Below are 18,479 nucleotides of genomic sequence, written 5' to 3'. Positions count from 1 at the left end.
GTGGTGGCCTCGGTCAGCAGCGCGGCGCCGGCGGGCTCCGCCATCGTCAGGGCGGTCCGGACCTACCTGGACCACCTCGTGGTCGAGCGCGGCCTTGCCGAGAACTCGGTGAAGTCCTACCGCCGTGACCTGCGCCGCTACCTGGGCTACCTCGACCACATCGGCGTCACCGACCTCGACCAGGTCAGCGAGCAGACCGTGAGCGGCTTCCTGATGGCGCTGCGCGAGGGGGACAGCGAGCACCCCCCGCTGAGCGCGACCTCCGCCGGACGCTCGGTGGTGGCGGTCCGCGGGTTCCACAAGTTCGCGGTCAAGGACGGCCTCGCGGTGACGGACCCGTCGGTCGGCGTACGGCCACCGACGCCGGCCAAGCGGCTGCCCAAGGCCATCTCGCTCGGCGACGTGGAGAAGCTGCTCGACGCCGCCGGGGCAGCGGGTACGGCGCTGGCGATGCGCGACCGCGCGCTCCTGGAGATCCTCTACGGCACCGGCGCGCGGATCTCCGAGGCGGTGGGCCTCGACGTCGACGACCTCGAGCTCGACCTCGACGACCCCGCCGGCAGCACGGTGCTGCTGCGCGGCAAGGGCTCCAAGGAGCGGATCGTGCCGGTGGGGAGCTTTGCCCGGGACGCCGTGCAGGCGTACCTGGTGCGAGGGCGGCCGGAACTGGTTTCGACAAGCTCAACCACCAGTAGCGAGCGGGCGGGGGCGATGTTCCTGAACGCGCGCGGGGGTCGGCTCTCGCGGCAGAGTGCTTGGGCGGTGATCGTGAAGGCGGCGGACAGGGCGGGGATCACCGCTGAGGTCTCCCCGCACACGCTGCGGCACTCGTTCGCCACCCACCTGCTCGAGGGCGGCGCCGACGTCCGGGTCGTCCAGGAGCTCCTCGGGCACGCCTCGGTGACCACCACGCAGGTCTACACCCTGGTGACGGTCGACAGCCTGCGCGAGGTGTACGCCGCGGCCCACCCGCGGGCCCTCGAGTGAGCCCCGTCGTGCACACGGCACCTCCTGCGCTCCGCCTGCTCGACGCCGCGGTGGACGGTGAGGTCCACGGCGTCGATGCCGTCGACTCTGCGGCCGGCCGGTTTCACGGCAGTTTCACCGTGCCCTCACCGCGCCGGACCGGACCGGACGTCGTGGTTTCACCGGGGGGCCGTCATACACAGGTTTGTCCACAGGACTAGCAGAACCTGTGCACCTACGGCGCGGCGGTACCCACATCGAGTCCACAGATTCGCAGGATGTTGTCATGGGTTCGCCAACCGCGGTGGCGGTGCATAGAGTCGCGCGGGCGGCTTGGCGGTAAGTCGACAAACAGTGGCGATGTCGATCTCGGGCACGTCACCACTTCGAGAGGACAACACATGAGCGGTGCGGACGGTTTCGGACCACGTTTCGGTAGCGAGGCATCCGAGATGCCCCCGCTGATGCGACCACCAGCCCCGCCCCGCGCAGCCGAACCGGCCGAGCCCTCCGAGCCGCTGGCGTTCCGCGCCACCGCGCCCGCCGCGCAGGCCGAAAGGCTGGTCGAGCAGGCCACCGAGCCCGCCGCGCAGGCCGCCGAGCCCTCCGCGCAGGCCGCCGAGCTGGTCGAGCAGCGAGCGGAGCGAGCGGACAGTCGAGACCACGCCGTCGCCACCATCGCCACCGACGAGCCGGAGGCGCCCGCCGAGGTCGTCCTCGGCCCCACCGGCCGCCCGCTGCCGGAGATCCCCGACCCGCGCCCGGTGACCCTGCCGCGCCACGCCCGGGTGGTCTCGATGTGCAACCAGAAGGGTGGCGTCGGCAAGACCACCACCACGATCAACCTCGGAGCCTCGCTCGCGGAGTTCGGCCGCAAGGTCCTCCTCGTCGACTTCGACCCCCAGGGCTCGCTCTCGGTGGGTCTCGGGCTGAACCCGCAGCAGATGGACCTGACCATCTACAACCTGCTGATGCAGCGTGATGTCACCCTCGAGGACGTCGTGGTCCCCAGCGGGGTGGACGGGATGGACCTGCTCCCGTCCAACATCGACCTCTCCGCCGCCGAGGTGCAGCTGGTCCACGAGGTCGGCCGCGAGCAGACCCTGCAGCGGGTGCTGGCGCCGGCGATCGAGCAGTACGACGTGATCCTGATCGACTGCCAGCCCTCGCTCGGCCTGCTCACCGTGAACGCGCTCACCGCCTCCGACGGGGTGATCATCCCGCTGGAGTGCGAGTACTTCGCGCTGCGCGGTGTGGCCCTGCTGAAGACCACGATCGACAAGGTCCAGGAGCGGCTCAACCCCAAGCTGCAGGTCGACGGGGTGCTCGGCACGATGTTCGACGGCCGCACCCTGCACAGCCGCGAGGTGATGCAGCGCCTCGTCGAGGCCTGGGGCGACAAGGTCTTCCACACCGTGATCCGCCGCACCATCAAGTTCTCCGACTCCACGGTGGCCGGCGAGCCGATCACCAGCTATGCCTCGTCCTCGGCCGGAGCGGAGTCCTACCGTCAGCTCGCCAAGGAGGTCGTGGTCCGGTGTCTCGACGTGTGAGCCTGCCCACCGCCGACGAGCTGTTCCGCGGGCGCCACCACCACACCCCTCCCCGGGAGATGTCCGTGGTCCCCGACCAGCAGAAGGCCGCCCCGGTGGCCCAGGACCAGGTCCAGGAACCTGAGGCAGCCGCTCCGGAGAAGGCGCCCGAGAGCCCGGCGCGCAAGCCGAGCGGCCGGGTGCGCCACGACGAGAAGATGACGGTCTACGTCACCGCCGACGAGCTGCTCGACCTCGAGCACGCGCGGCTCTCGCTGCGTCGCCACCAGGGTCTCGGCGTCGACCGCGGCCGGCTGATCCGTGAGGCGATCGCGATCGCGCTCGAGGACCTCGAGGCCAACGGCGACGACAGCGTGCTGGTGAAGCGGCTCAACGGCGCATGACAGGAGTCGCTGTCGAGCCGGGGGCGGGCAACCGGCAGGTGGCGGACTCCGGCACCGGCGGGTTCGCCGTACGCCTCGACAACTTCGAGGGCCCTTTCGACCTGCTGCTCAGCCTGATCAGCAAGCACAAGATGGACGTCACCGAGGTGGCGCTGGCGAAGGTCACCGACGAGTTCATCGCCCACATCAAGGCCGGCGGCACCACGACCGAGTCCGGCGAGAAGGTCCAGTGGGACCTCGACCAGACGACCTCGTTCCTGCTCGTCGCCTCCACCCTGCTCGACCTGAAGGCGGCCCGGCTGCTGCCCCAGGGCGACGTGGAGGACGAGGAGGACCTCGCGCTCCTCGAGGCCCGCGACCTGCTGTTCGCGCGACTGCTGCAGTACCGCGCCTTCAAGCAGGTCGCCGACGTCCTCGATCGCCGGATCAACGCCGAGGCGCTGCGGCACCCGCGCTCTGTCGGTCTCGAGGAACGCTTCGCGACGCTGTTGCCCGAGGTGCTGATCGGCCTGGGCCTGCAGGACTTCGCCGCGCTGGCGGCTCGTGCGCTGGCTCCCAAGCCCGAGCCGGAGCTGATCGGACTCGGCCACATCCACGCTCCGGCGGTCAGCGTGCGCGAGCAGGCCACCGTGGTGGTGGGCCGGCTGCGGGGGAGTGGGACGATGACCTTCCGGGCGCTGGCTGCCGACGCGCCGGACATGATGACCAGGGTGGCGCGGTTCCTCGCGCTGCTGGAGCTGTTCCGCGAGGGCGTCGTCTCGTTCGACCAGATGACGCCGCTCGGTGAGCTGAGCATCCGGTGGACCGGCAGCGACGACACCGAGATCGAGATCAACGACGAGTTCGACGGTGCTCCTCCCGAGGAGCCGGACACGACGTCCCAGGAGGATGCATGACGAGCGAGACCGTCGAGGAGCCCGAGACGCTGGAGGTACCTCTCGCGGAGCTGCGCCCCGCGCTGGAGGCGGTGCTGATGGTCGCGGACCAGCCGCTCGACGAGAGCACGCTGGCGAGCGCGGTCGGCTACCCGGTGGTCAAGGTCACCGAGGCGCTGGACGCCCTGGCCGCGGAGTACGACGAGTCCGGTCGTGGCTTCGAGCTGCGCAACGTCGCCGGTGGCTGGCGCTACTACACCCGTGAGGACTTCGCGCCGGTCGTGGAGCGGTTCGTGCTCGAGGGGCAGCAGGCCCGGCTGACCCAAGCGGCCCTGGAGACCCTCGCCGTGGTCGCCTACAAGCAGCCCGTCAGCCGCAGCCGCGTCTCCGCGATCCGTGGCGTCAACGTCGACGGCGTGATGCGCACCCTGCTCAACCGCGGCCTCCTCGAGGAGGCCGGCACCGACCAGGAGACCGGCGCCCACCTCTACCGCACCTCGAGCTACTTCCTCGAGCGCATCGGCGTCACCTCCCTCGACGAGCTCCCCGAGCTCGCCCCCTTCCTCCCCGGCGTGGAGGACTTCGACGAGGAGAACGAGACCGCTGCGGTGGTCGCCCCGACCCCGGCGGTTGAGCCGACTCCATCGGTGGTTGAGCCTGTCGAAACCACCTCCGACGCAACCGAGGTCTCGACAAGCTCGACCGACGGCGACCGCTCGACCGACGAGGACCGCTCGACCGACGGCGACCGCTCGACCGATACCGCTGCCGCCCGTCCCGACGAGGACGCATGAGGGAGATCGAGACCGACGAGGAGGGGCTGGTCCGGCTGCAGAAGCTGCTGGCGCAGTCCGGGGTCGCGTCGCGGCGCAAGTGCGAGGAGCTGATGCTCGCCGGCGAGGTCGAGGTCGACGGCGAGGTCGTCACGCGACTCGGCACCAAGGTCGACCCGCGCACCGCGAAGGTGCGGGTCCGCGGGCGCCGGCTGCCGCCGATCACCGACCACGTCTACCTGGTCCTGAACAAGCCCCGCGGGGTCGTCTCCACGATGTCGGACCCGGAGGGACGTCCCACCCTGAGCGACTACGTCGCCGACCGGCCCGAGCGGCTCTTCCACGTCGGGCGCCTCGACACCGACACCGAGGGCCTGATCCTGCTCACCAACGACGGCGACTTCGCCCACCGGATGGCGCACCCGTCGTACGAGGTCGACAAGACCTACGTCGCCGAGGTCGAGGGGATCGTCAAGCGCGAGACCCTGCAGCAGCTCCGCGACGGGGTCACCCTGGAGGACGGCCCGGTGCAGGTCAGTGCAGCCAAGGTCCGCTCCACCCACGGCGAGCGGTCCCTGGTCGAGCTGGTCATCCACGAGGGCCGCAACCGGATCGTGCGCCGGCTGCTGGACCACGTCGGTCACCCCGTACGACGCCTCACCCGCACCCAGATCGGCCCGGTCCGGCTGGCCGGGATCAACCAGGGGAGCCTGCGCGAGCTCGACGAGCGAGAGATCGGCACGCTGCTCGACGCGGCGGGTCTCTGACTGGGTGTGTCCCGTTTCCTGCGACGGTCCTGCCGGGCAAGTCCCGCACGCGTACCCCGCTGGTCCAGTCGAGCAGGGACCGGCCGAGGGATCACCGGCCAACCCGCTGCCTCCGACCCGCAATAAACCCTGCGTACGCTGCGTCCGGCGCATTTCATGGCTACGATCGCTGCCCGGCAGATCGCGGTCGAGGGCCTGCAGCTCCACGATCGGCCCCAAGACGCGCACGACATCGCCGCGACCTACCGGCTCGTCTCCGAGCACCAGCTGGCCACCCTGGTGCCGCGCACCGGCGGCGAACTCGTGGAACTGCTGCGCGGCCACCACGCCACGCTGATGGCCCGAGGTGGCACCGGAGATCCTGCTGCTGCGCGACCCGAGCTGGCGGCACGCTTCGTCAGGGACGAGCTGAACTCCCTGGCCGAGGACACCGATGAGAACGCGCGCCTGCGCGAGACGCTGGAGGTGTCCTATCGGCACGGCAGCCACGTCGCCGCGGCGGCGCTCAGGCAGAGCCGTCGAGGTGCTCCGAGACGAGCGAGACCGTTCTGCCCGGCTGCTCGATGACGGCCGCGTGCCGGGCGCCGTCGAGCCAGGCGACCTTGCCGGGGCCGGGGAGGAGCTCGGCCAGCTCGGTGGCCGCTGAGACGAAGGGGGGCTTGTCGTCCTCGCCGCAGATCACCAGCGTGGAGGCGCGCACGCCCGGCAGGGCAGCAGTGGTGTCCGCACCCCGGAGCGCCTCGCACGCCCGCGCGTAGGCCTCCGCCTGCGTCGCTGCGAGCATCGTCAGGCAGTCCGCCCGCAGCTCGGGGCGCCGGGCCACCGCGTCAGGGCTGAACCACATGTCGATGGTGGCCGCTGCGATCGCCGCGGTGCCGTGCGCGCGCACCGTGGCAGCGCGCTCGGTCCACATCTCCCGCATGGGCTCGGGGTAGGTCATCACGGTGTCGGCGAGCACGACGTGCGTGACCACCTCGGGCCGCAGGGCCGCCACGTGCTGCGCCACGATCCCGCCGTAGGAGACGCCGAACAGCGCCACCGTTCCGTCCCCGTCGCCCAGCACCTCGTCGTCGATGGTGCGGGCGACGGTCTCCGACAGCGCCGCCAGTGAGTACGCCGCCTCCGGAACTGCCGAGTCGCCATGACCCCCGAGGTCCATCGTCCAGACCTCGCGGCCCTCGAACCCGCTGAGCAGCGGCCCCCAGAACCGGGAGTCGGCGCCCAGCGGGTGCAGGAGCGCGAGGCTCGGGCCGCGGCCGCTGGAGACCTGCGTGAGCGAGACGCTCATCCGTGGTCCCCGGCGATGCCGGGTCGTCGCGGCGAGCTCATGCCTCGGCCTTGTTCACCCGCGGCATGACCTCGGTGGCCATCAGCTCCATGGAGCGGCGGCCGAGCTTCTCGTCGGCCCAGTCGAGGCCGGCGTACACCAGCTCGCCGAAGGGACCGGTCTCGGCCTGGAACTCGAGGATCTGCTCGGCCACGCTCTCCGCGGTGCCGTGGATGACCAGCTTGTCCATCACGTAGTCGAGGGTGATCTCCTCGTCGGGCTGCTCGCGGTAGGACTTGAACAGCTCCAGCCGGCCGAGCATCCGCATCTTGGTGAGCATCTGGCTGTAGTAGAACCGGTAGGGGCTGGCCTCGTCGTCGCGGCCGTAGGCACGGGCGGTCTCCTCGTCGTCGGCCACGAAGACGGTCCGGGCCACGCGCCAGTCGGCGATGTCGGCGACCTGTCCCACCGACTCCTTGCCCTGGACGTAGTTCCCCCAGTGGGTGGCGACCCACTGCGGCAGCAGGAAGTTGGCCGACAGCGGGTGGAAGTCCTTGGCACCCATCGCGATGACGCCCTTGGAGAACGGCGCCACCACGGTGCCGACGATCTCCGGGCGGGGCTGCTGGAGCGGGCGGCCGATCATGCCGACGCCGAGGTCCCGGTTGATCGTCGAGGCCGTGGTGACCGTGAACTGGTTGTCCCCGCCACCGAGGTCGTAGGGCGCCTCGGTCTCCCAGAGCCCGGTGATGATGTCGATGGCGTCGCCGAACATCTTGTTGCGGTCCTTGTCGAGGATGCCGAGCAGCTCGGCGTCGGAGGACAGCGCCCCGGGGCTGACGCCCAGGATGAACCGGCCGTCGGCGAGGTGGTCGAACATCGCGGAGTTGACCGCGACGAGCGCCGGGTGCATGTGCGAGAGGTTCGTGGTGCCGGTGCCCAGGCGGATCTGCTCGGTCGAGTGGATCAGGGTCGCCAGGAACAGCAGGCTGTTGGTGATGTTCTCGTGCCGGTCCGTGAGGTGCTCACCGATGAACGCGTCGTGGAAGCCGAGCTGGTCGGCGAGGATCACCGCCTCGCGGTCCTCGCGCAGGGTTTCGGCCCAGGTCCTGCCCTCGGGGTGCAGGGGCATGGAGAAGTATCCGAGTCGCATCGGTGCGCTCCTTGAGTGTGAGTAGGGGCCGACCGCATCGTCGGTGCGCTCAGTCAAGAACGGTCGCGGCGCCGAAGCACTAGCGCGTGCCGACAGCGCCCGGCCCTCGAGGTGACGGATTCAGACAACCGGCCGGATCAACTTCAACCCGCTCGCCGCGATGTGCGGGCGGTTGACGATCGCCGAGGTCGAGCACCTGGTGGAGCCCGGTGAGCTGGATCCCAACGAGGTGCACACCCCGGGTGTCTTCGTGCAGCGGGTGGTCGAGCTGACCCCGGAGCAGGCCGCGGACAAGCGGATCGAGAAGCGCACGGTGCGACCCCGTTCGTCGGTCGAGCCTGTCGAGACCAAGGGAGGCAACTGACGATGGCGTGGAGTCGTGAGGAGATGGCGGCGCGGGCAGCCTCGGCACCGGCGCCTACCCCGTCGGGGGTGAGGAGGACGCCGACCTGATCAACGCGGGCAAGGAGACGGTCACGTTGCGTCCGGGTGCCTCGTTCTTCGACTCCGCGACCAGCTTCGGGATGATCCGGGGCGGGAAGATCGATGCGGCGATCCTGGGGGCGATGCAGGTCTCCAGGACCGGTGACATCGCGAACTGGATGATCCCGGGGAAGATGGTCAAGGGCATGGGTGGTGCGATGGACCTGGTCCATGGCGCCAAGCGGGTGATCGTGTTGATGGAGCACAACGCCAAGGACGGGTCCTACAAGATCGTCGAGGAGTGCTCGCTGCCCTACACCGGTCGTGGTGTGGTGGAGCGGATCATCACCGATCTGTGTGTCCTCGACGTCACCGAGAACGGTCTCGAGCTCGTGGAGCTCGCCCCCGGAGTCACCGAGGACGAGGTCCGCGAGAAGACCGAGCCCGAGGTCCTCAGCCCGCGACGATAGGCTGCTGCAGGCGGCATACTGACCTCCGCCGACGAACCCCCAGCCCAGGAGGAGCCGTGTCCGTCCGCGCCGTGCGTGGTGCCACCCAGCTCGAGACCGACACCCGCGACCACATGCTCGACCGGGTCGCCGAGATGGTCCGGGACGTGATGACCTCGAACTCCCTGGAGCTCGAGGACTTCGTCAGCATCATCTTCACCGCCACCTCCGACCTCCACTCCGAGTTCCCGGCGTACGCCGCCCGGCAGCTGGGCTTCGACGACGTACCCCTGATCTGCGCCCGCGAGCTGGAGATCGAGGGATCGATGCCCCGCGTCGTGCGGATGATGGCGCACGTCGAGACCGACCTCTCCCGCAAGGACGTCACCCACGTCTACCTGCACGGTGCCGCCGCGCTGCGACGCGACCTGAACCGGGTTCGCGAGGTCCCGGATGCCTGACCGGACCAGCGATCGGCATGGCTGAGCCCGGTCAGGCTCTCGAACGGCTGGTCGGTCCGGTCCACGTCGTCGGCGCCGGCCTGCTGGGGACCTCGGTCGGCCTGGCCGCGGCCGGGGCCGGGCTCGAGGTGTGGCTCAGCGACGCCAACCGCGAGCACGTGCGCACGGCGAGCGGCCTGGGCGCGGGCATCCCCGCGCCCGCAGCCGGGGTGGCCCAGCTCACCGTCGTCGCCGTACCTCCTGACCACATCGCGTCTTCGGTGGTCGAGGCGCTCGAACGCGGCGGCGTCGTCACCGACGTCGGCAGCGTGAAGAGCCTGCCGCTGGCCCAGATCGCCGACCACGTCGGGGAGGACCTGCTGGCGCGCTACGTGGGCAGTCACCCGATGGCCGGCAGCGAACGCTCCGGACCGCTGGCCGCGACGGCTGCCCTGTTCGACGGCCGGCCGTGGGCGATCACCCCGCACGTCCACTCCTCGCCCGACGCGGTGGCACTGGTGGAGTCCCTGGCCGTGCTGTGTCGTGCGGAGCCGGTCCGGCTCTCCCCTGTCGAGCACGACCGTGCCGTCGCACGCACCTCCCACCTGCCGCACCTGCTCGCCGTACTCACCGCCGGGCAGCTCGCCGAGGCCGAGCCCGAGCACCTCTCGCTGTCGGGTCAAGGCGTGCGCGACGTCACCCGGATCGCGGGCGGCGACCCCGACCTGTGGAGCCAGATCCTGCGCGCCAACCACGCCGCCGTGGGGGAGATCCTGCGCGACGTGCAGGGGGAGCTGGGTCGTCTCGTGGAGGTGCTCGCCTCCGACGACCCCGACCAGCTCGGGGAGATCCTCACCCGCGGTGTCGCAGGCACCCGCGCGATCCCGGGCAAGCACGGTGGTCCGCTGCTCCGCACCGCCTCGGTGTTCGTCTCGGTGCCCGACCACCCCGGAGAGCTCTCCCGGCTGTTCGCCGACGTGGGCGACATCGGGGTCAACATCGAGGACCTGCACATCGACCACGACCCCGGCCGACCGGTCGGCCTGGTGGAGCTGGTGGTGCAGGACACAGCGGCGGAGTCGCTCCGCGCCTCGCTCGAGACCAGGGAATGGGTCACTCACCGGTAAGGTTGAGGTTTGCAGCAACGCCCCCGCCGGGGGACTCGAGACAGCGGGAGTTCAGCGCAGTGTCCATCACCGGATCCACCACTGGGATCAGCAGCGTCGTCGTGGCGATGGACGGCCCCTCCGGGTCGGGCAAGTCCAGCACTGCTCGTGGCGTCGCGACGCGCCTCGGCCTGCGCTACCTCGACACCGGCGCCCAGTTCCGCGCGATGACCGCCTGGATGCTCCAGCACGCCGTCGACCTCCAGGACCCGGACTCCATCGCGGCCCGCTCCGGCGAACCCGAGCTCGTCTCCGGCACCGACCCGCAGGACCCCACGATCACCGTGGACGGCGACGACGTCGCCATCAGGATCCGCTCCCAGGAGATCACCGACCACGTCAGCGCGGTCGCCTCGGTGCCGCAGGTTCGCCAGCGCCTCCTGGAGCTGCAGCGCTCGATCATCGGTGCCGGCGGGATCGTCGTGGAGGGCCGGGACATCGGCTCCGTGGTGGCCCCCGACGCGACGGTGAAGCTGTTCCTCACCGCTGACCCGGCAGCCCGCGCGGCCCGCCGTACGGCGGAGAACGGCGCCGGGACCGTCGAGGCGACCCAGGCCGACCTGCTCCGCCGCGACGCGATCGACAGCGGCCGCGCCGCTGCGCCGCTGCTGATGCCCGACGGTGCCATCCACCTCGACACCACGCCGTACACCCTCGACGAGGTCGTCGAGCAGGTCGTCGACATCATCGGGCAGGCCGTCGCGGCTCCCGTCGAACCCACCCGGTCCTCAGCGTCCTCGGGGGCGCCGGGATGAGCCGGTCATGAGCCAGGCTCTCCCCATCGCCGGTGGAGAGCTGCCCTCGACCATCGGGGTGCCGGCCCCGCGCACGGGACTGCTCCGCGGCGGTCGTCCGGTCGCGCAGCGGCTGCTGCGGGCGTGGTACGACGTCGAGCTGTACGGCGCCGACCGGGTGCCCTCGACCGGACCGCTCGTGATGGCGGCCAACCACGTGGGCTGGATCGACGGTCCGCTGCTGGCGATCTTCACACCGCGGCCAGTGCACGCACTGACCAAGCAGGAGATGTTCGACCGGCGTGGCCTCGGAGAGTTCCTGCTGGCCGCGGGACAGATCCCGCTGGACCGGTTCCGGGTCGACGTGGCGGCGATCCGCAGCGCGGTCCGGACGCTCCAGGCAGGGCGGGCCGTCGGGGTGTTCCCCGAGGGCACCCGCGGCCCGGGGGACATGACCTCCCCGCGTGCCGGAGCCGCCTACCTGGCGCTGGTCACCGGAGCCCCCGTGGTCCCGGTGTCCTTCCTCGGCACGCGGGTGCCCGGCGGCGCGGACGGGTCCATCCCGCCGCGCGGCACCAGGATCGCGATGACCTTCGGGGAGCCGGTCCACCTGCCGAAGAGCCCGTGGCCGCGCACCCAGCACCAGGTTGCCGAGGCGGCGCAAGCCGTGACCTCGGCGATCCTCCAGACCATCCGAGAGGCCCAGGAGAGGACCGGCATGACCTTGCCCGGTCCGCTGGGTCCCAAGCGTGAGAAGAAGAAGGCATGAGCAACGACATCGACACCACCGAGTCCGCCGACGTGCGGGTCCCGATCCTGGCCGTCGTCGGCCGCCCCAACGTGGGCAAGTCGACGCTGGTCAACCGCATCATCGGCCGGCGGGAGGCGGTGGTCGAGGACAAGCCCGGCGTCACCCGCGACCGTGTCTCCTACGACGCGCACTGGAACGGCCGCGCGTTCACCGTCGTGGACACCGGTGGCTGGGACCCCGATGCCAAGGGGCTGGCCGAGAGCATCCGCGCCCAGGCCGAGATCGCGGTGAACATCGCCGACGCGGTGATGTTCGTCGTGGACGCCGGGGTGGGGGTGACCGACCACGACGAGGCCGTGGTCCGGATCCTGCGCAAGTCGGGCAAGCCCGTCGTACTCGCAGCGAACAAGGTGGACGACCAGCGGGCCGAGGCCGAGGCCTACGGGCTGTGGAACCTCGGGCTCGGTGAGCCGATCCCGGTATCCGCACTGCACGGCCGGGGCTCCGGCGACCTGCTCGACGCGGTGCTGGAGGCCCTGCCGGAGACCCCGCAGGAGTCCTTCGAGCCGGTTGGCGGGCCGCGCCGGATCGCGATCATCGGACGCCCCAACGTCGGCAAGTCCTCGCTGCTGAACAAGCTGGCGGGGGAGAACCGCGTGGTCGTCGACGACGCCTCCGGCACCACCGTCGACCCGGTCGACGAGCTGATCGAGCTCGGCGGCAGGACCTGGCGGTTCATCGACACCGCCGGCATCCGCAAGCGGGTGAAGACCGCGTCGGGGCACGAGTACTACGCCTCGCTGCGCACCGAGACCGCCATCGAGCGCGCCGAGGTCTGCATCCTGGTGATCGACGGCTCCCAGTCGGTCTCCGAGCAGGACATGCGGATCATCCAGACGGTGCGCGACTCCGGCCGCGCGCTGGTGATCGCGTTCAACAAGTGGGACCTCGTCGACGAGGAGCGCCGTTACTACCTCGACCGCGAGGTGGAGCGCGACCTGGTGCAGGTGCAGTGGGCGCCACGGATCAACGTGACGGCCCGCACCGGCTGGCACATCGACCGGATCGTGCCGGCGCTGGAGAAGGCCCTGGAGGGCTGGGAGACCCGGGTCACCACCGGCCAGCTCAACTCCTTCCTGGGCCGCCTGGTCGCCGAGCACCCGCACCCGGTGCGCAGCGGCAAGCAGCCGAAGGTCCTGTTCGGCACCCAGGCCACCACCGCCCCGCCGATCTTCGTGCTGTTCACCAGCGGAAAGCTCGACGCCGGCTACGAGCGCTTCATCGAGCGCCGCCTGCGCGAGGAGTTCGGCTTCATCGGTACGCCGATCCAGCTCGAGGTGCGTCCGCGGGAGAAGCGCAAGCGCTAGGTCCGGCCTCCCCATGTAAATCGGGGTTATGGACGCTCATCAAGGCCTGGACCGGCCGGTGGGCGTCCACAAGCCTTGCGAAGTTGGGGCCGTGGGAACGGGGGCGACCAGCCCGATTCGGGGACGACGCAGGGGCTGGGGTAAGGTTCCATTCGCCTCGCCAATCGACCAGAACACCGGGTTGATCGAGGCTTTCGGGCTGTGGCGCAGCTTGGTAGCGCACTTGACTGGGGGTCAAGGGGTCGCAGGTTCAAATCCTGTCAGCCCGACCGAAAAACCGCCTCTGACCTGCGGAAACGCAGATCGGAGGCGGTTTCTGTTTTGACGTGGAACCGCAGAATGGTCGTTTACTAGTCGTAAACGAATTCGCGGGCTACGGATAGTCGCTCTCAGCGAGTCGCTCGAGGAGCTCGGAGAGGTCGGCTGAGACCGGCGGCTTGGCGATGTAGTGGTCCCGGGTGACCTGGCTCGAGGAGTGGCCGAGCTGGCGGGAGGCGAGCTCGGAGGTCGTTGCATCGGAGATCAGCGTCGCCACCGTCTTGCGGAAGGTGTGCGGGGTCACCCACGCATACCCGGTGTCCTGGCGGATCTGCCGCCATCGCCGCTCGATGTTGACGACCTGGTGCCAGGTGCCGTTGCGGGTGGCGAAGACGGCGTCGTTCTCATTGGCCGTCGCAAACTGCTGGCGCTCGCGGAGCAGTTCGGCTGCGAATCGGGGTAGCACCACGACCTGAGCGCCAACCTGACCGACGAGCAGCGAGCCGCGGCGATCGCACAGATCGACGCAGAAGAAGTCCCAGCCGGCAGCAGGCACGCTGTGGCCGGCTATGACTTCACCTTCAGCGTCCCGAAGTCGGTCTCCGCGTTGTGGGGCGTCGCTGACGCCGGCACCCAGGCGAGACTCCTCGATGCCCACCATCAGGCAGTCAACGAAGTGGTCGCCTTTCTCGAGCGCAAAGTCGCAACGACGCGGCGCGGTGTCGATGCCGGTGATGGTGCCGTCGCGCAAGCCGACATCGTCGGGATCATCGCGACGGCCTTCGACCACTGGGACTCGAGGATGGGAGACCCACAACTCCACACCCACGTCGTGATTTCCAACAAGGTCCTCACCGTGCAGGACGGACATTGGCGAAGCCGGGACGGAGGACCTCTGCACGCCGCCGTCGTCGCGATCTCGGAGCACTACAACGCTGTCCTCGCCGACCGCATCACGCGAACCTTCGGGATCGAGTGGGAACAGAGAGACCGCGGCAAGAACCACAACGCGGCCTGGGAGCTGGCCCCGGTGAGCGAGGGATTGATTCAGGAGTTCTCCAGCCGATCACAGTGAGATCGAGGGGGAGACGGACCGCTTGGTCGAGGCGTACGTCGACCGGCGCGGGCGGCGCCCGTCCGCTGCCGAGGTGATCCGTCTGCGTGCCATGGCCACGCTGACGACTCGGCCGGAGAAGCGGATCCGGTCACTGGCTGACCTGACTGACGAGTGGCGAGGACGCGCGGACAAGATCCTTGGCATGGACGCGGCCTCGTGGACGCGGCGGCTGGTCACGAGGGGCGCTGCTCGCCCCAGGCTCCGCGCCGACGACATCCCACTCGACGTGGTCAGCGCCGTCGCATCGACGGTCGTCGGAGCTGTCAGCGAGAAGCGGGCGACGTGGCGGCATTGGAACCTGTGGGCTGAAGCGTGCCGGCAGACGATGGGGTGGCGATTTGCGACCGTTCAGGATCGCGAGGCGGTCGTTGGCATGATCGTCGGGGCAGCCGAGGAACGATCGCTCAGGCTGACACCGCCAGAACTGGCAATGAGCCCCGAGGTCTTCCAGCGCGAAGACGGCACTACGGCCTTCCGGCCGCGTCACTCGGTGGTCTTCACCTCGGAGGAACTCCTTGCGGCCGAGGATCGCCTTCTTCAGAGATCCGCGGACACCAGTGCCCCCATCGTGGACTCCCAGGTCATCGATCGCGTCGTTCGAAAGGAAGAGCGCGGCGGCCTCCTCAGCAGTGAGCAAGCCGCGATCCTCGCCCGGATCGCCGGGTCCGGACGTCAGGTCGACCTTCTCGTCGGCCCGGCGGGGCAGGCAAGACCACAGCGATGCGCGCACTGCGCCACGCGTGGGCACGGGAGCATGGTGAGGGCAGCGTGGTCGGTCTCGCACCGAGTACGGCCGCCGCCCAGGTGCTCGCCGACGACCTCGGCATCGACTGCGAGAACACAGCCAAATGGCTCCACGACTACGACCGAGGCCGGACGACCTTCCGCGCGGGTCAACTGGTGATCATCGACGAAGCAACCCTCGCCGGGACGCTGACGCTTGACCGCCTCACCGCTCTGGCCGCCGGAGCTGGGGCGAAGGTGCTGCTCGTGGGCGACTGGGCGCAACTCCAGTCCGTCGAAGCGGGGGGCGCCTTCACGCTCCTGGCCTCGACCCGTCCTGACACCCCGGAGCTGGCCGAGATTCATCGGTTCAGCAACGAGTGGGAGAAGAGTGCCTCCCTCGACCTGCGCTTCGGTCGCGCGGAAGTGATCGGTGAGTACATCGAGCACGAACGAGTCAGGGAGGGGCGCACCGCTGAAATGCTCGACGCCGCGTACGCCGCTTGGCGCTCCGATACTGGCGCCGGACGGGCAAGCGTTCTCGTCACCGAAGCGACCCAGTCAGTCATTGAACTGAACCAGCGGGCCCGCGCCGAGCGACTCCTCAACGGTGACACGATTGCCGGTCGAGAAGTGCACCTGGCCGACGGCACACAGGCATCCGAGGGCGACATCATCATCACCCGAAGCAATGACCGCCGACTTCACACCATGCGCGGCGGCTGGGTCCGCAACGGCGACCGATGGCGAGTCATCGAGGTCAACCGGGACGGCTCGGTGCGCGTCGGACCGGTGGGTTCAGACAACGGGGGAGCGGTCACCCTCCCAGCGACGTATGTCGCCGAGCACGTCGATCTCGGCTACGCCGTCACAGCTCACCGCGCCCAGGGCATCACCGTCGACACCTCCCACGTCGTCGCCTCGGCGAGCACCACTCGCGAGAACTTCTACGTCTCGATGACCCGCGGGCGCGACTCCAACATCGCCTACGTTGCCCTCGACAAACCACACGACAGTCACGCCGCTCCCGAACCGGAAGAGGTCAACGCACGAACGGTCCTCTTCGGCGTACTCCAGCACTCCGGAGCGGAAATGTCGGCCCACCAGATGATCCATGCCGAGCAGGACCGCTGGTCATCGATCGCACAAGTCGCAGCCGAGTACGAGACCATCGCAGCCGTCGCCCAGCGCGACCGCTCTACCAGGCTCCTGCAGACATGCGGCTTGACAGAGGAGCAGCTCGAACTCGTGCTCGCCTCCGACTCATTCGGACCGCTGACCGCCGAGCTCCGCCGAGCCGAGGCCAACCACCACGACGTGGACTCTCTGCTGCCCAGAATCGTCACGCGCCACTCCTTGGACGACGCCGAGGATGTCGGCGCGGTGCTGATCAGCCGACTCCGTCATGAGGCCAGTCGACCAAAGCGCGGCACCAGTCGAGACGGGGCCAATCTGATAGCTGGTCTGGTCCCGGCGGCCGCCGGCCCAATGAGCCAGGAGATGGCCGCGGCACTCGCGCAGCGTGAACGCCTCATCGAAGCGCGGGCGCTCGCTCAGGCCGAGGTAGCCATCGAGCGCGATGATCCGTGGCTCAGGAGACTTGGTAAACCGCCCACCAGTCGACATCTGCGAACGCGTTGGATCCATGAAGTCAGGACGGTCGCCGCTTACCGAGACCGCTACGGGGTCGACCCACGCACCGCGTTCGGGGGCGGACAGTGCACCGCCGCCCAGAAGCTAGACGCTGGCCGTGCCCAGCAGGCAGTCCGACGTGCGCGAGCGATCGCTGACGAGGCGGCGAGTGTTCGGCCCCGTTCCAGGCCATGGCAGCGAAGGGACCTGTGCTGCGGTAGCTGTCGAGTCCACAGTTCTGCCTCCTCGGTGAGTTATGCACAACCCCAGGCAGTGGAGACGCGGCGCCGTCGGGTCGGGCGTATTCGTCGAGTGAGTCGACTCGAAGGAGGCGTCATGCTGACTCTGATCTGGAATATCAGCACAGCTGTCCGGGGCTACCTGCGTTGTTCCATGCTCACCAACATCGCCCTCGACCTGCTCCGCAGCCCCCGCGGGCTCAAGTGGGCCCTGCCAGCTGCCCTTGCAGCGCTGTTCATCTACCTGTACGCCACAAGCGTCTGCGCGACCATCGTCGTGAACGGAGGGCCGGGCTGGGTCAACTTGCTGGTCATCTTGTTCTTCTGGAACGCAGCGAAGTTCACTTGGATGGCGGTGGTCGGCCCGCTTCTCTGGGTGGGCAATCTTGGGAAGCGGCGGACCCGAATTTGTTCAGCGTCGGATCGATGAACGCGGAGACGCCAGTCTGAGGCCCATCGCCGCGCGGAAGGAACTGCTGCACGGATAGGCGACATCGTGACCTGTCACCCGTTCGTGCAGCAGACCCCAGCAACCCCGCCCTGTCCTGAGTGGGGCGGCCAGTCAGTACATTCCCCTCGGGTGTGCAGTGGTCCTGACCTGCGCAAATGTCACTTCACGAACCGTCAGAACGCCGAATTCCATGCTTCCGCAAGCCAGGGTGTGGAAATGGTGTGCAAAGATGCAGGTCAGCGGCCCGGAAACCCGGTAAGGGTCATGAACGCCTTCTCGCGCAGCAGCGAATAGAAACAGCTGTCGTCAGCCCCGTCTTCGTCGATCCAGATCTCGTCATGAACGCCTTCTCGCGCAGCAGCGAATAGAAACACGTGACGGCGGCGGTAGTCGGTACAGCCAGAGTCGGGTCATGAACGCCTTCTCGCGCAGCAGCGAATAGAAACGCCGGCGCAGGCGCCGGTGTCGGCCGAGGCTTCGGGTCATGAACGCCTTCTCGCGCACAGCGAATAGAAACTCTTCGCCGTGGCCGGTGTGGCCGAAGCGCCCGTCATGAACGCCTTCTCGCGCAGCAGCGAATAGAAACGCGTTCCACCCGGCGGTCCTCGTGGCTCGGCCTGCGGCCAGGAACGTCTCTCGGTCGGCAGCGGAGAGCAATTTCTGGGCTCTTCACACTTGAGGGTGTGCCGGGTGGGGGGCTTGGGATAGAGAGCTCGAGGTCTCCCGAGACGGTTGCGCTCCTAGGCCAGCCCCGACGACACCGTCAACTGTGACGAGCCGTTATGAGGCTGTGGCCAGATTTCCATAGCTGGGAGTGGCAATATGCTTTAAGGGAGATTTGTCGGGCAATACGGGAGGGATCTGGACCAATGAAGCCTCAATAGCGCCGAATGTTGGCGCACGACTTGACGCCCAATGCCCTGGCCGCTGGAGTCTCGACATGACAAATGCGGAGTTCTCTGCGCCAAGCGCCGCGAGGACCGTCATCTCAA

At 69.1% G+C, this 18,479-nt stretch carries 19 protein-coding genes, 1 tRNA gene and 1 pseudogene; 17 read left to right on the top strand and 4 right to left on the bottom strand.

Features of this window, described 5'->3' with window-relative positions; all coding sequences use genetic code 11:
• Window positions 1-3: 3 nt before the first annotated feature.
• The 7 genes from xerD to AC4BGC_RS10655 all read left to right on the top strand — a co-directional run bounded on the left by xerD (window position 4) and on the right by AC4BGC_RS10655 (window position 5,884).
• Window positions 4-987 (top strand): site-specific tyrosine recombinase XerD, encoded by a 984-nt coding sequence (gene xerD, locus AC4BGC_RS10685; protein ID WP_490555611.1) that lies wholly within the window; start codon window positions 4-6, stop codon window positions 985-987.
• Window positions 988-1,418: 431 nt separating this feature from the next.
• The gene (locus AC4BGC_RS10680) at window positions 1,419-2,519 is read left to right on the top strand and encodes a ParA family protein (RefSeq protein ID WP_490555610.1); all 1,101 of its coding nucleotides are present in this window, start codon (window positions 1,419-1,421) and stop codon (window positions 2,517-2,519) included.
• Window positions 2,504-2,902: a hypothetical protein gene (locus AC4BGC_RS10675; protein ID WP_490555608.1), complete on the top strand. Its 399-nt coding sequence runs from the start codon at window positions 2,504-2,506 to the stop codon at window positions 2,900-2,902. The genes AC4BGC_RS10680 and AC4BGC_RS10675 overlap by 16 nt, the downstream gene beginning before the upstream one ends.
• Window positions 2,899-3,798, top strand: a complete 900-nt coding sequence (locus tag AC4BGC_RS10670; protein ID WP_490549022.1) for a segregation and condensation protein A — start codon at window positions 2,899-2,901, stop codon at window positions 3,796-3,798. The genes AC4BGC_RS10675 and AC4BGC_RS10670 overlap by 4 nt, the downstream gene beginning before the upstream one ends.
• On the top strand, window positions 3,795-4,571 hold the full coding sequence (gene scpB, locus AC4BGC_RS10665; protein WP_490555607.1) for an SMC-Scp complex subunit ScpB: 777 nt from the start codon (window positions 3,795-3,797) through the stop codon (window positions 4,569-4,571). Before AC4BGC_RS10670 ends, scpB begins: the two co-directional genes overlap by 4 nt.
• A complete protein-coding gene (locus tag AC4BGC_RS10660; RefSeq protein ID WP_490549025.1) occupies window positions 4,568-5,317 on the top strand; it encodes a pseudouridine synthase in 750 nt (249 codons plus the stop codon). The genes scpB and AC4BGC_RS10660 overlap by 4 nt, the downstream gene beginning before the upstream one ends.
• A 156-nt stretch (window positions 5,318-5,473) precedes the next feature.
• Entirely contained in the window at window positions 5,474-5,884 is a 411-nt protein-coding gene (locus AC4BGC_RS10655) for a hypothetical protein (RefSeq protein WP_490555606.1), read from the top strand.
• Here AC4BGC_RS10655 and AC4BGC_RS10650 read toward each other — a convergent pair.
• Window positions 5,823-6,605, bottom strand: a complete 783-nt coding sequence (locus AC4BGC_RS10650; protein ID WP_490555605.1) for an alpha/beta fold hydrolase — start codon at window positions 6,603-6,605, stop codon at window positions 5,823-5,825. The two genes, AC4BGC_RS10655 and AC4BGC_RS10650, sit on opposite strands and share 62 nt — an antisense overlap.
• 37 nt (window positions 6,606-6,642) lie before the next feature.
• Entirely contained in the window at window positions 6,643-7,737 is a 1,095-nt protein-coding gene (locus tag AC4BGC_RS10645) for an LLM class flavin-dependent oxidoreductase (protein WP_490549028.1), read from the bottom strand.
• 118 nt (window positions 7,738-7,855) lie between these two features.
• Here AC4BGC_RS10645 and AC4BGC_RS10640 point away from each other — a divergent pair, with 118 nt between their 5' ends.
• From AC4BGC_RS10640 to AC4BGC_RS10605, 8 genes and pseudogenes are all read left to right on the top strand, one after another.
• Window positions 7,856-8,101 carry a CoA-transferase gene (locus AC4BGC_RS10640; protein ID WP_490555743.1) on the top strand — a complete coding sequence of 82 codons (246 nt, stop codon included), beginning with the start codon at window positions 7,856-7,858 and terminating at the stop codon, window positions 8,099-8,101.
• A gap of 34 nt (window positions 8,102-8,135) precedes the next feature.
• Window positions 8,136-8,630 (top strand): annotated as a pseudogene (locus AC4BGC_RS10635) (CoA-transferase); the annotation flags it as partial.
• A 56-nt stretch (window positions 8,631-8,686) separates the two neighbouring features.
• Window positions 8,687-9,070: a chorismate mutase gene (gene aroH, locus AC4BGC_RS10630; protein WP_490555603.1), complete on the top strand. Its 384-nt coding sequence runs from the start codon at window positions 8,687-8,689 to the stop codon at window positions 9,068-9,070.
• A gap of 17 nt (window positions 9,071-9,087) precedes the next feature.
• Window positions 9,088-10,176: a prephenate dehydrogenase gene (locus AC4BGC_RS10625; protein ID WP_490555602.1), complete on the top strand. Its 1,089-nt coding sequence runs from the start codon at window positions 9,088-9,090 to the stop codon at window positions 10,174-10,176.
• Between the two features lie 59 nt (window positions 10,177-10,235).
• Window positions 10,236-10,970 carry a (d)CMP kinase gene (gene cmk / locus AC4BGC_RS10620; protein ID WP_490555600.1) on the top strand — a complete coding sequence of 245 codons (735 nt, stop codon included), beginning with the start codon at window positions 10,236-10,238 and terminating at the stop codon, window positions 10,968-10,970.
• Between the two features lie 7 nt (window positions 10,971-10,977).
• The gene (locus AC4BGC_RS10615) at window positions 10,978-11,718 is read left to right on the top strand and encodes a lysophospholipid acyltransferase family protein (protein WP_490555599.1); all 741 of its coding nucleotides are present in this window, start codon (window positions 10,978-10,980) and stop codon (window positions 11,716-11,718) included.
• A complete protein-coding gene (der, locus tag AC4BGC_RS10610) occupies window positions 11,715-13,067 on the top strand; it encodes a ribosome biogenesis GTPase Der (protein ID WP_490555598.1) in 1,353 nt (450 codons plus the stop codon). The genes AC4BGC_RS10615 and der overlap by 4 nt, the downstream gene beginning before the upstream one ends.
• A gap of 195 nt (window positions 13,068-13,262) precedes the next feature.
• Window positions 13,263-13,336 (top strand) — tRNA-Pro (locus tag AC4BGC_RS10605).
• 104 nt (window positions 13,337-13,440) lie between these two features.
• Here the strand turns inward: AC4BGC_RS10605 and AC4BGC_RS10600 are convergent.
• On the bottom strand, window positions 13,441-13,986 hold the full coding sequence (locus tag AC4BGC_RS10600; protein ID WP_490555597.1) for a tyrosine-type recombinase/integrase: 546 nt from the start codon (window positions 13,984-13,986) through the stop codon (window positions 13,441-13,443).
• On the opposite strand from AC4BGC_RS10600, the gene mobF reads away from it, so the two are divergent.
• The gene (gene mobF, locus AC4BGC_RS10595; RefSeq protein ID WP_490555594.1) at window positions 13,885-14,400 is read left to right on the top strand and encodes a MobF family relaxase; all 516 of its coding nucleotides are present in this window, start codon (window positions 13,885-13,887) and stop codon (window positions 14,398-14,400) included. The genes AC4BGC_RS10600 and mobF overlap by 102 nt on opposite strands.
• 130 nt (window positions 14,401-14,530) lie before the next feature.
• Here the strand turns inward: mobF and AC4BGC_RS10590 are convergent, their stop codons facing one another.
• Window positions 14,531-15,172 carry a hypothetical protein gene (locus AC4BGC_RS10590; RefSeq protein ID WP_490555593.1) on the bottom strand — a complete coding sequence of 214 codons (642 nt, stop codon included), beginning with the start codon at window positions 15,170-15,172 and terminating at the stop codon, window positions 14,531-14,533.
• Between AC4BGC_RS10590 and AC4BGC_RS10585 the strand changes: the two genes are divergently transcribed.
• Window positions 15,163-17,466, top strand: coding sequence for an AAA family ATPase (locus tag AC4BGC_RS10585; protein ID WP_490555592.1), 2,304 nt, complete (start codon window positions 15,163-15,165; stop codon window positions 17,464-17,466). The two genes, AC4BGC_RS10590 and AC4BGC_RS10585, sit on opposite strands and share 10 nt — an antisense overlap.
• Window positions 17,467-18,479: the final 1,013 nt, after the last annotated feature.

This window comes from Nocardioides sp. Z38_18 (assembly GCF_058215695.1).
This window is presented reverse-complemented; position numbering and strand designations above follow the sequence as displayed.

Bases quoted from the DNA above. Each gene is read 5' to 3' on its own strand.
- AC4BGC_RS10680 (WP_490555610.1), top strand. From the start codon at position 1,419: ATGCCCCCGCTGATGCGACCACCAGCCCCGCCCCGCGCAGCCGAACCG.
- AC4BGC_RS10670 (WP_490549022.1), top strand. From the start codon at position 2,899: ATGACAGGAGTCGCTGTCGAGCCGGGGGCGGGCAACCGGCAGGTGGCG.
- scpB (WP_490555607.1), top strand. From the start codon at position 3,795: ATGACGAGCGAGACCGTCGAGGAGCCCGAGACGCTGGAGGTACCTCTC.
- AC4BGC_RS10660 (WP_490549025.1), top strand. From the start codon at position 4,568: ATGAGGGAGATCGAGACCGACGAGGAGGGGCTGGTCCGGCTGCAGAAG.
- AC4BGC_RS10655 (WP_490555606.1), top strand. From the start codon at position 5,474: ATGGCTACGATCGCTGCCCGGCAGATCGCGGTCGAGGGCCTGCAGCTC.
- AC4BGC_RS10650 (WP_490555605.1), bottom strand. From the start codon at position 6,605: ATGAGCGTCTCGCTCACGCAGGTCTCCAGCGGCCGCGGCCCGAGCCTC.
- AC4BGC_RS10645 (WP_490549028.1), bottom strand. From the start codon at position 7,737: ATGCGACTCGGATACTTCTCCATGCCCCTGCACCCCGAGGGCAGGACC.
- AC4BGC_RS10625 (WP_490555602.1), top strand. From the start codon at position 9,088: ATGGCTGAGCCCGGTCAGGCTCTCGAACGGCTGGTCGGTCCGGTCCAC.
- AC4BGC_RS10615 (WP_490555599.1), top strand. From the start codon at position 10,978: ATGAGCCAGGCTCTCCCCATCGCCGGTGGAGAGCTGCCCTCGACCATC.
- der (WP_490555598.1), top strand. From the start codon at position 11,715: ATGAGCAACGACATCGACACCACCGAGTCCGCCGACGTGCGGGTCCCG.
- AC4BGC_RS10600 (WP_490555597.1), bottom strand. From the start codon at position 13,986: ATGGTGGGCATCGAGGAGTCTCGCCTGGGTGCCGGCGTCAGCGACGCC.
- AC4BGC_RS10585 (WP_490555592.1), top strand. From the start codon at position 15,163: ATGCGCGCACTGCGCCACGCGTGGGCACGGGAGCATGGTGAGGGCAGC.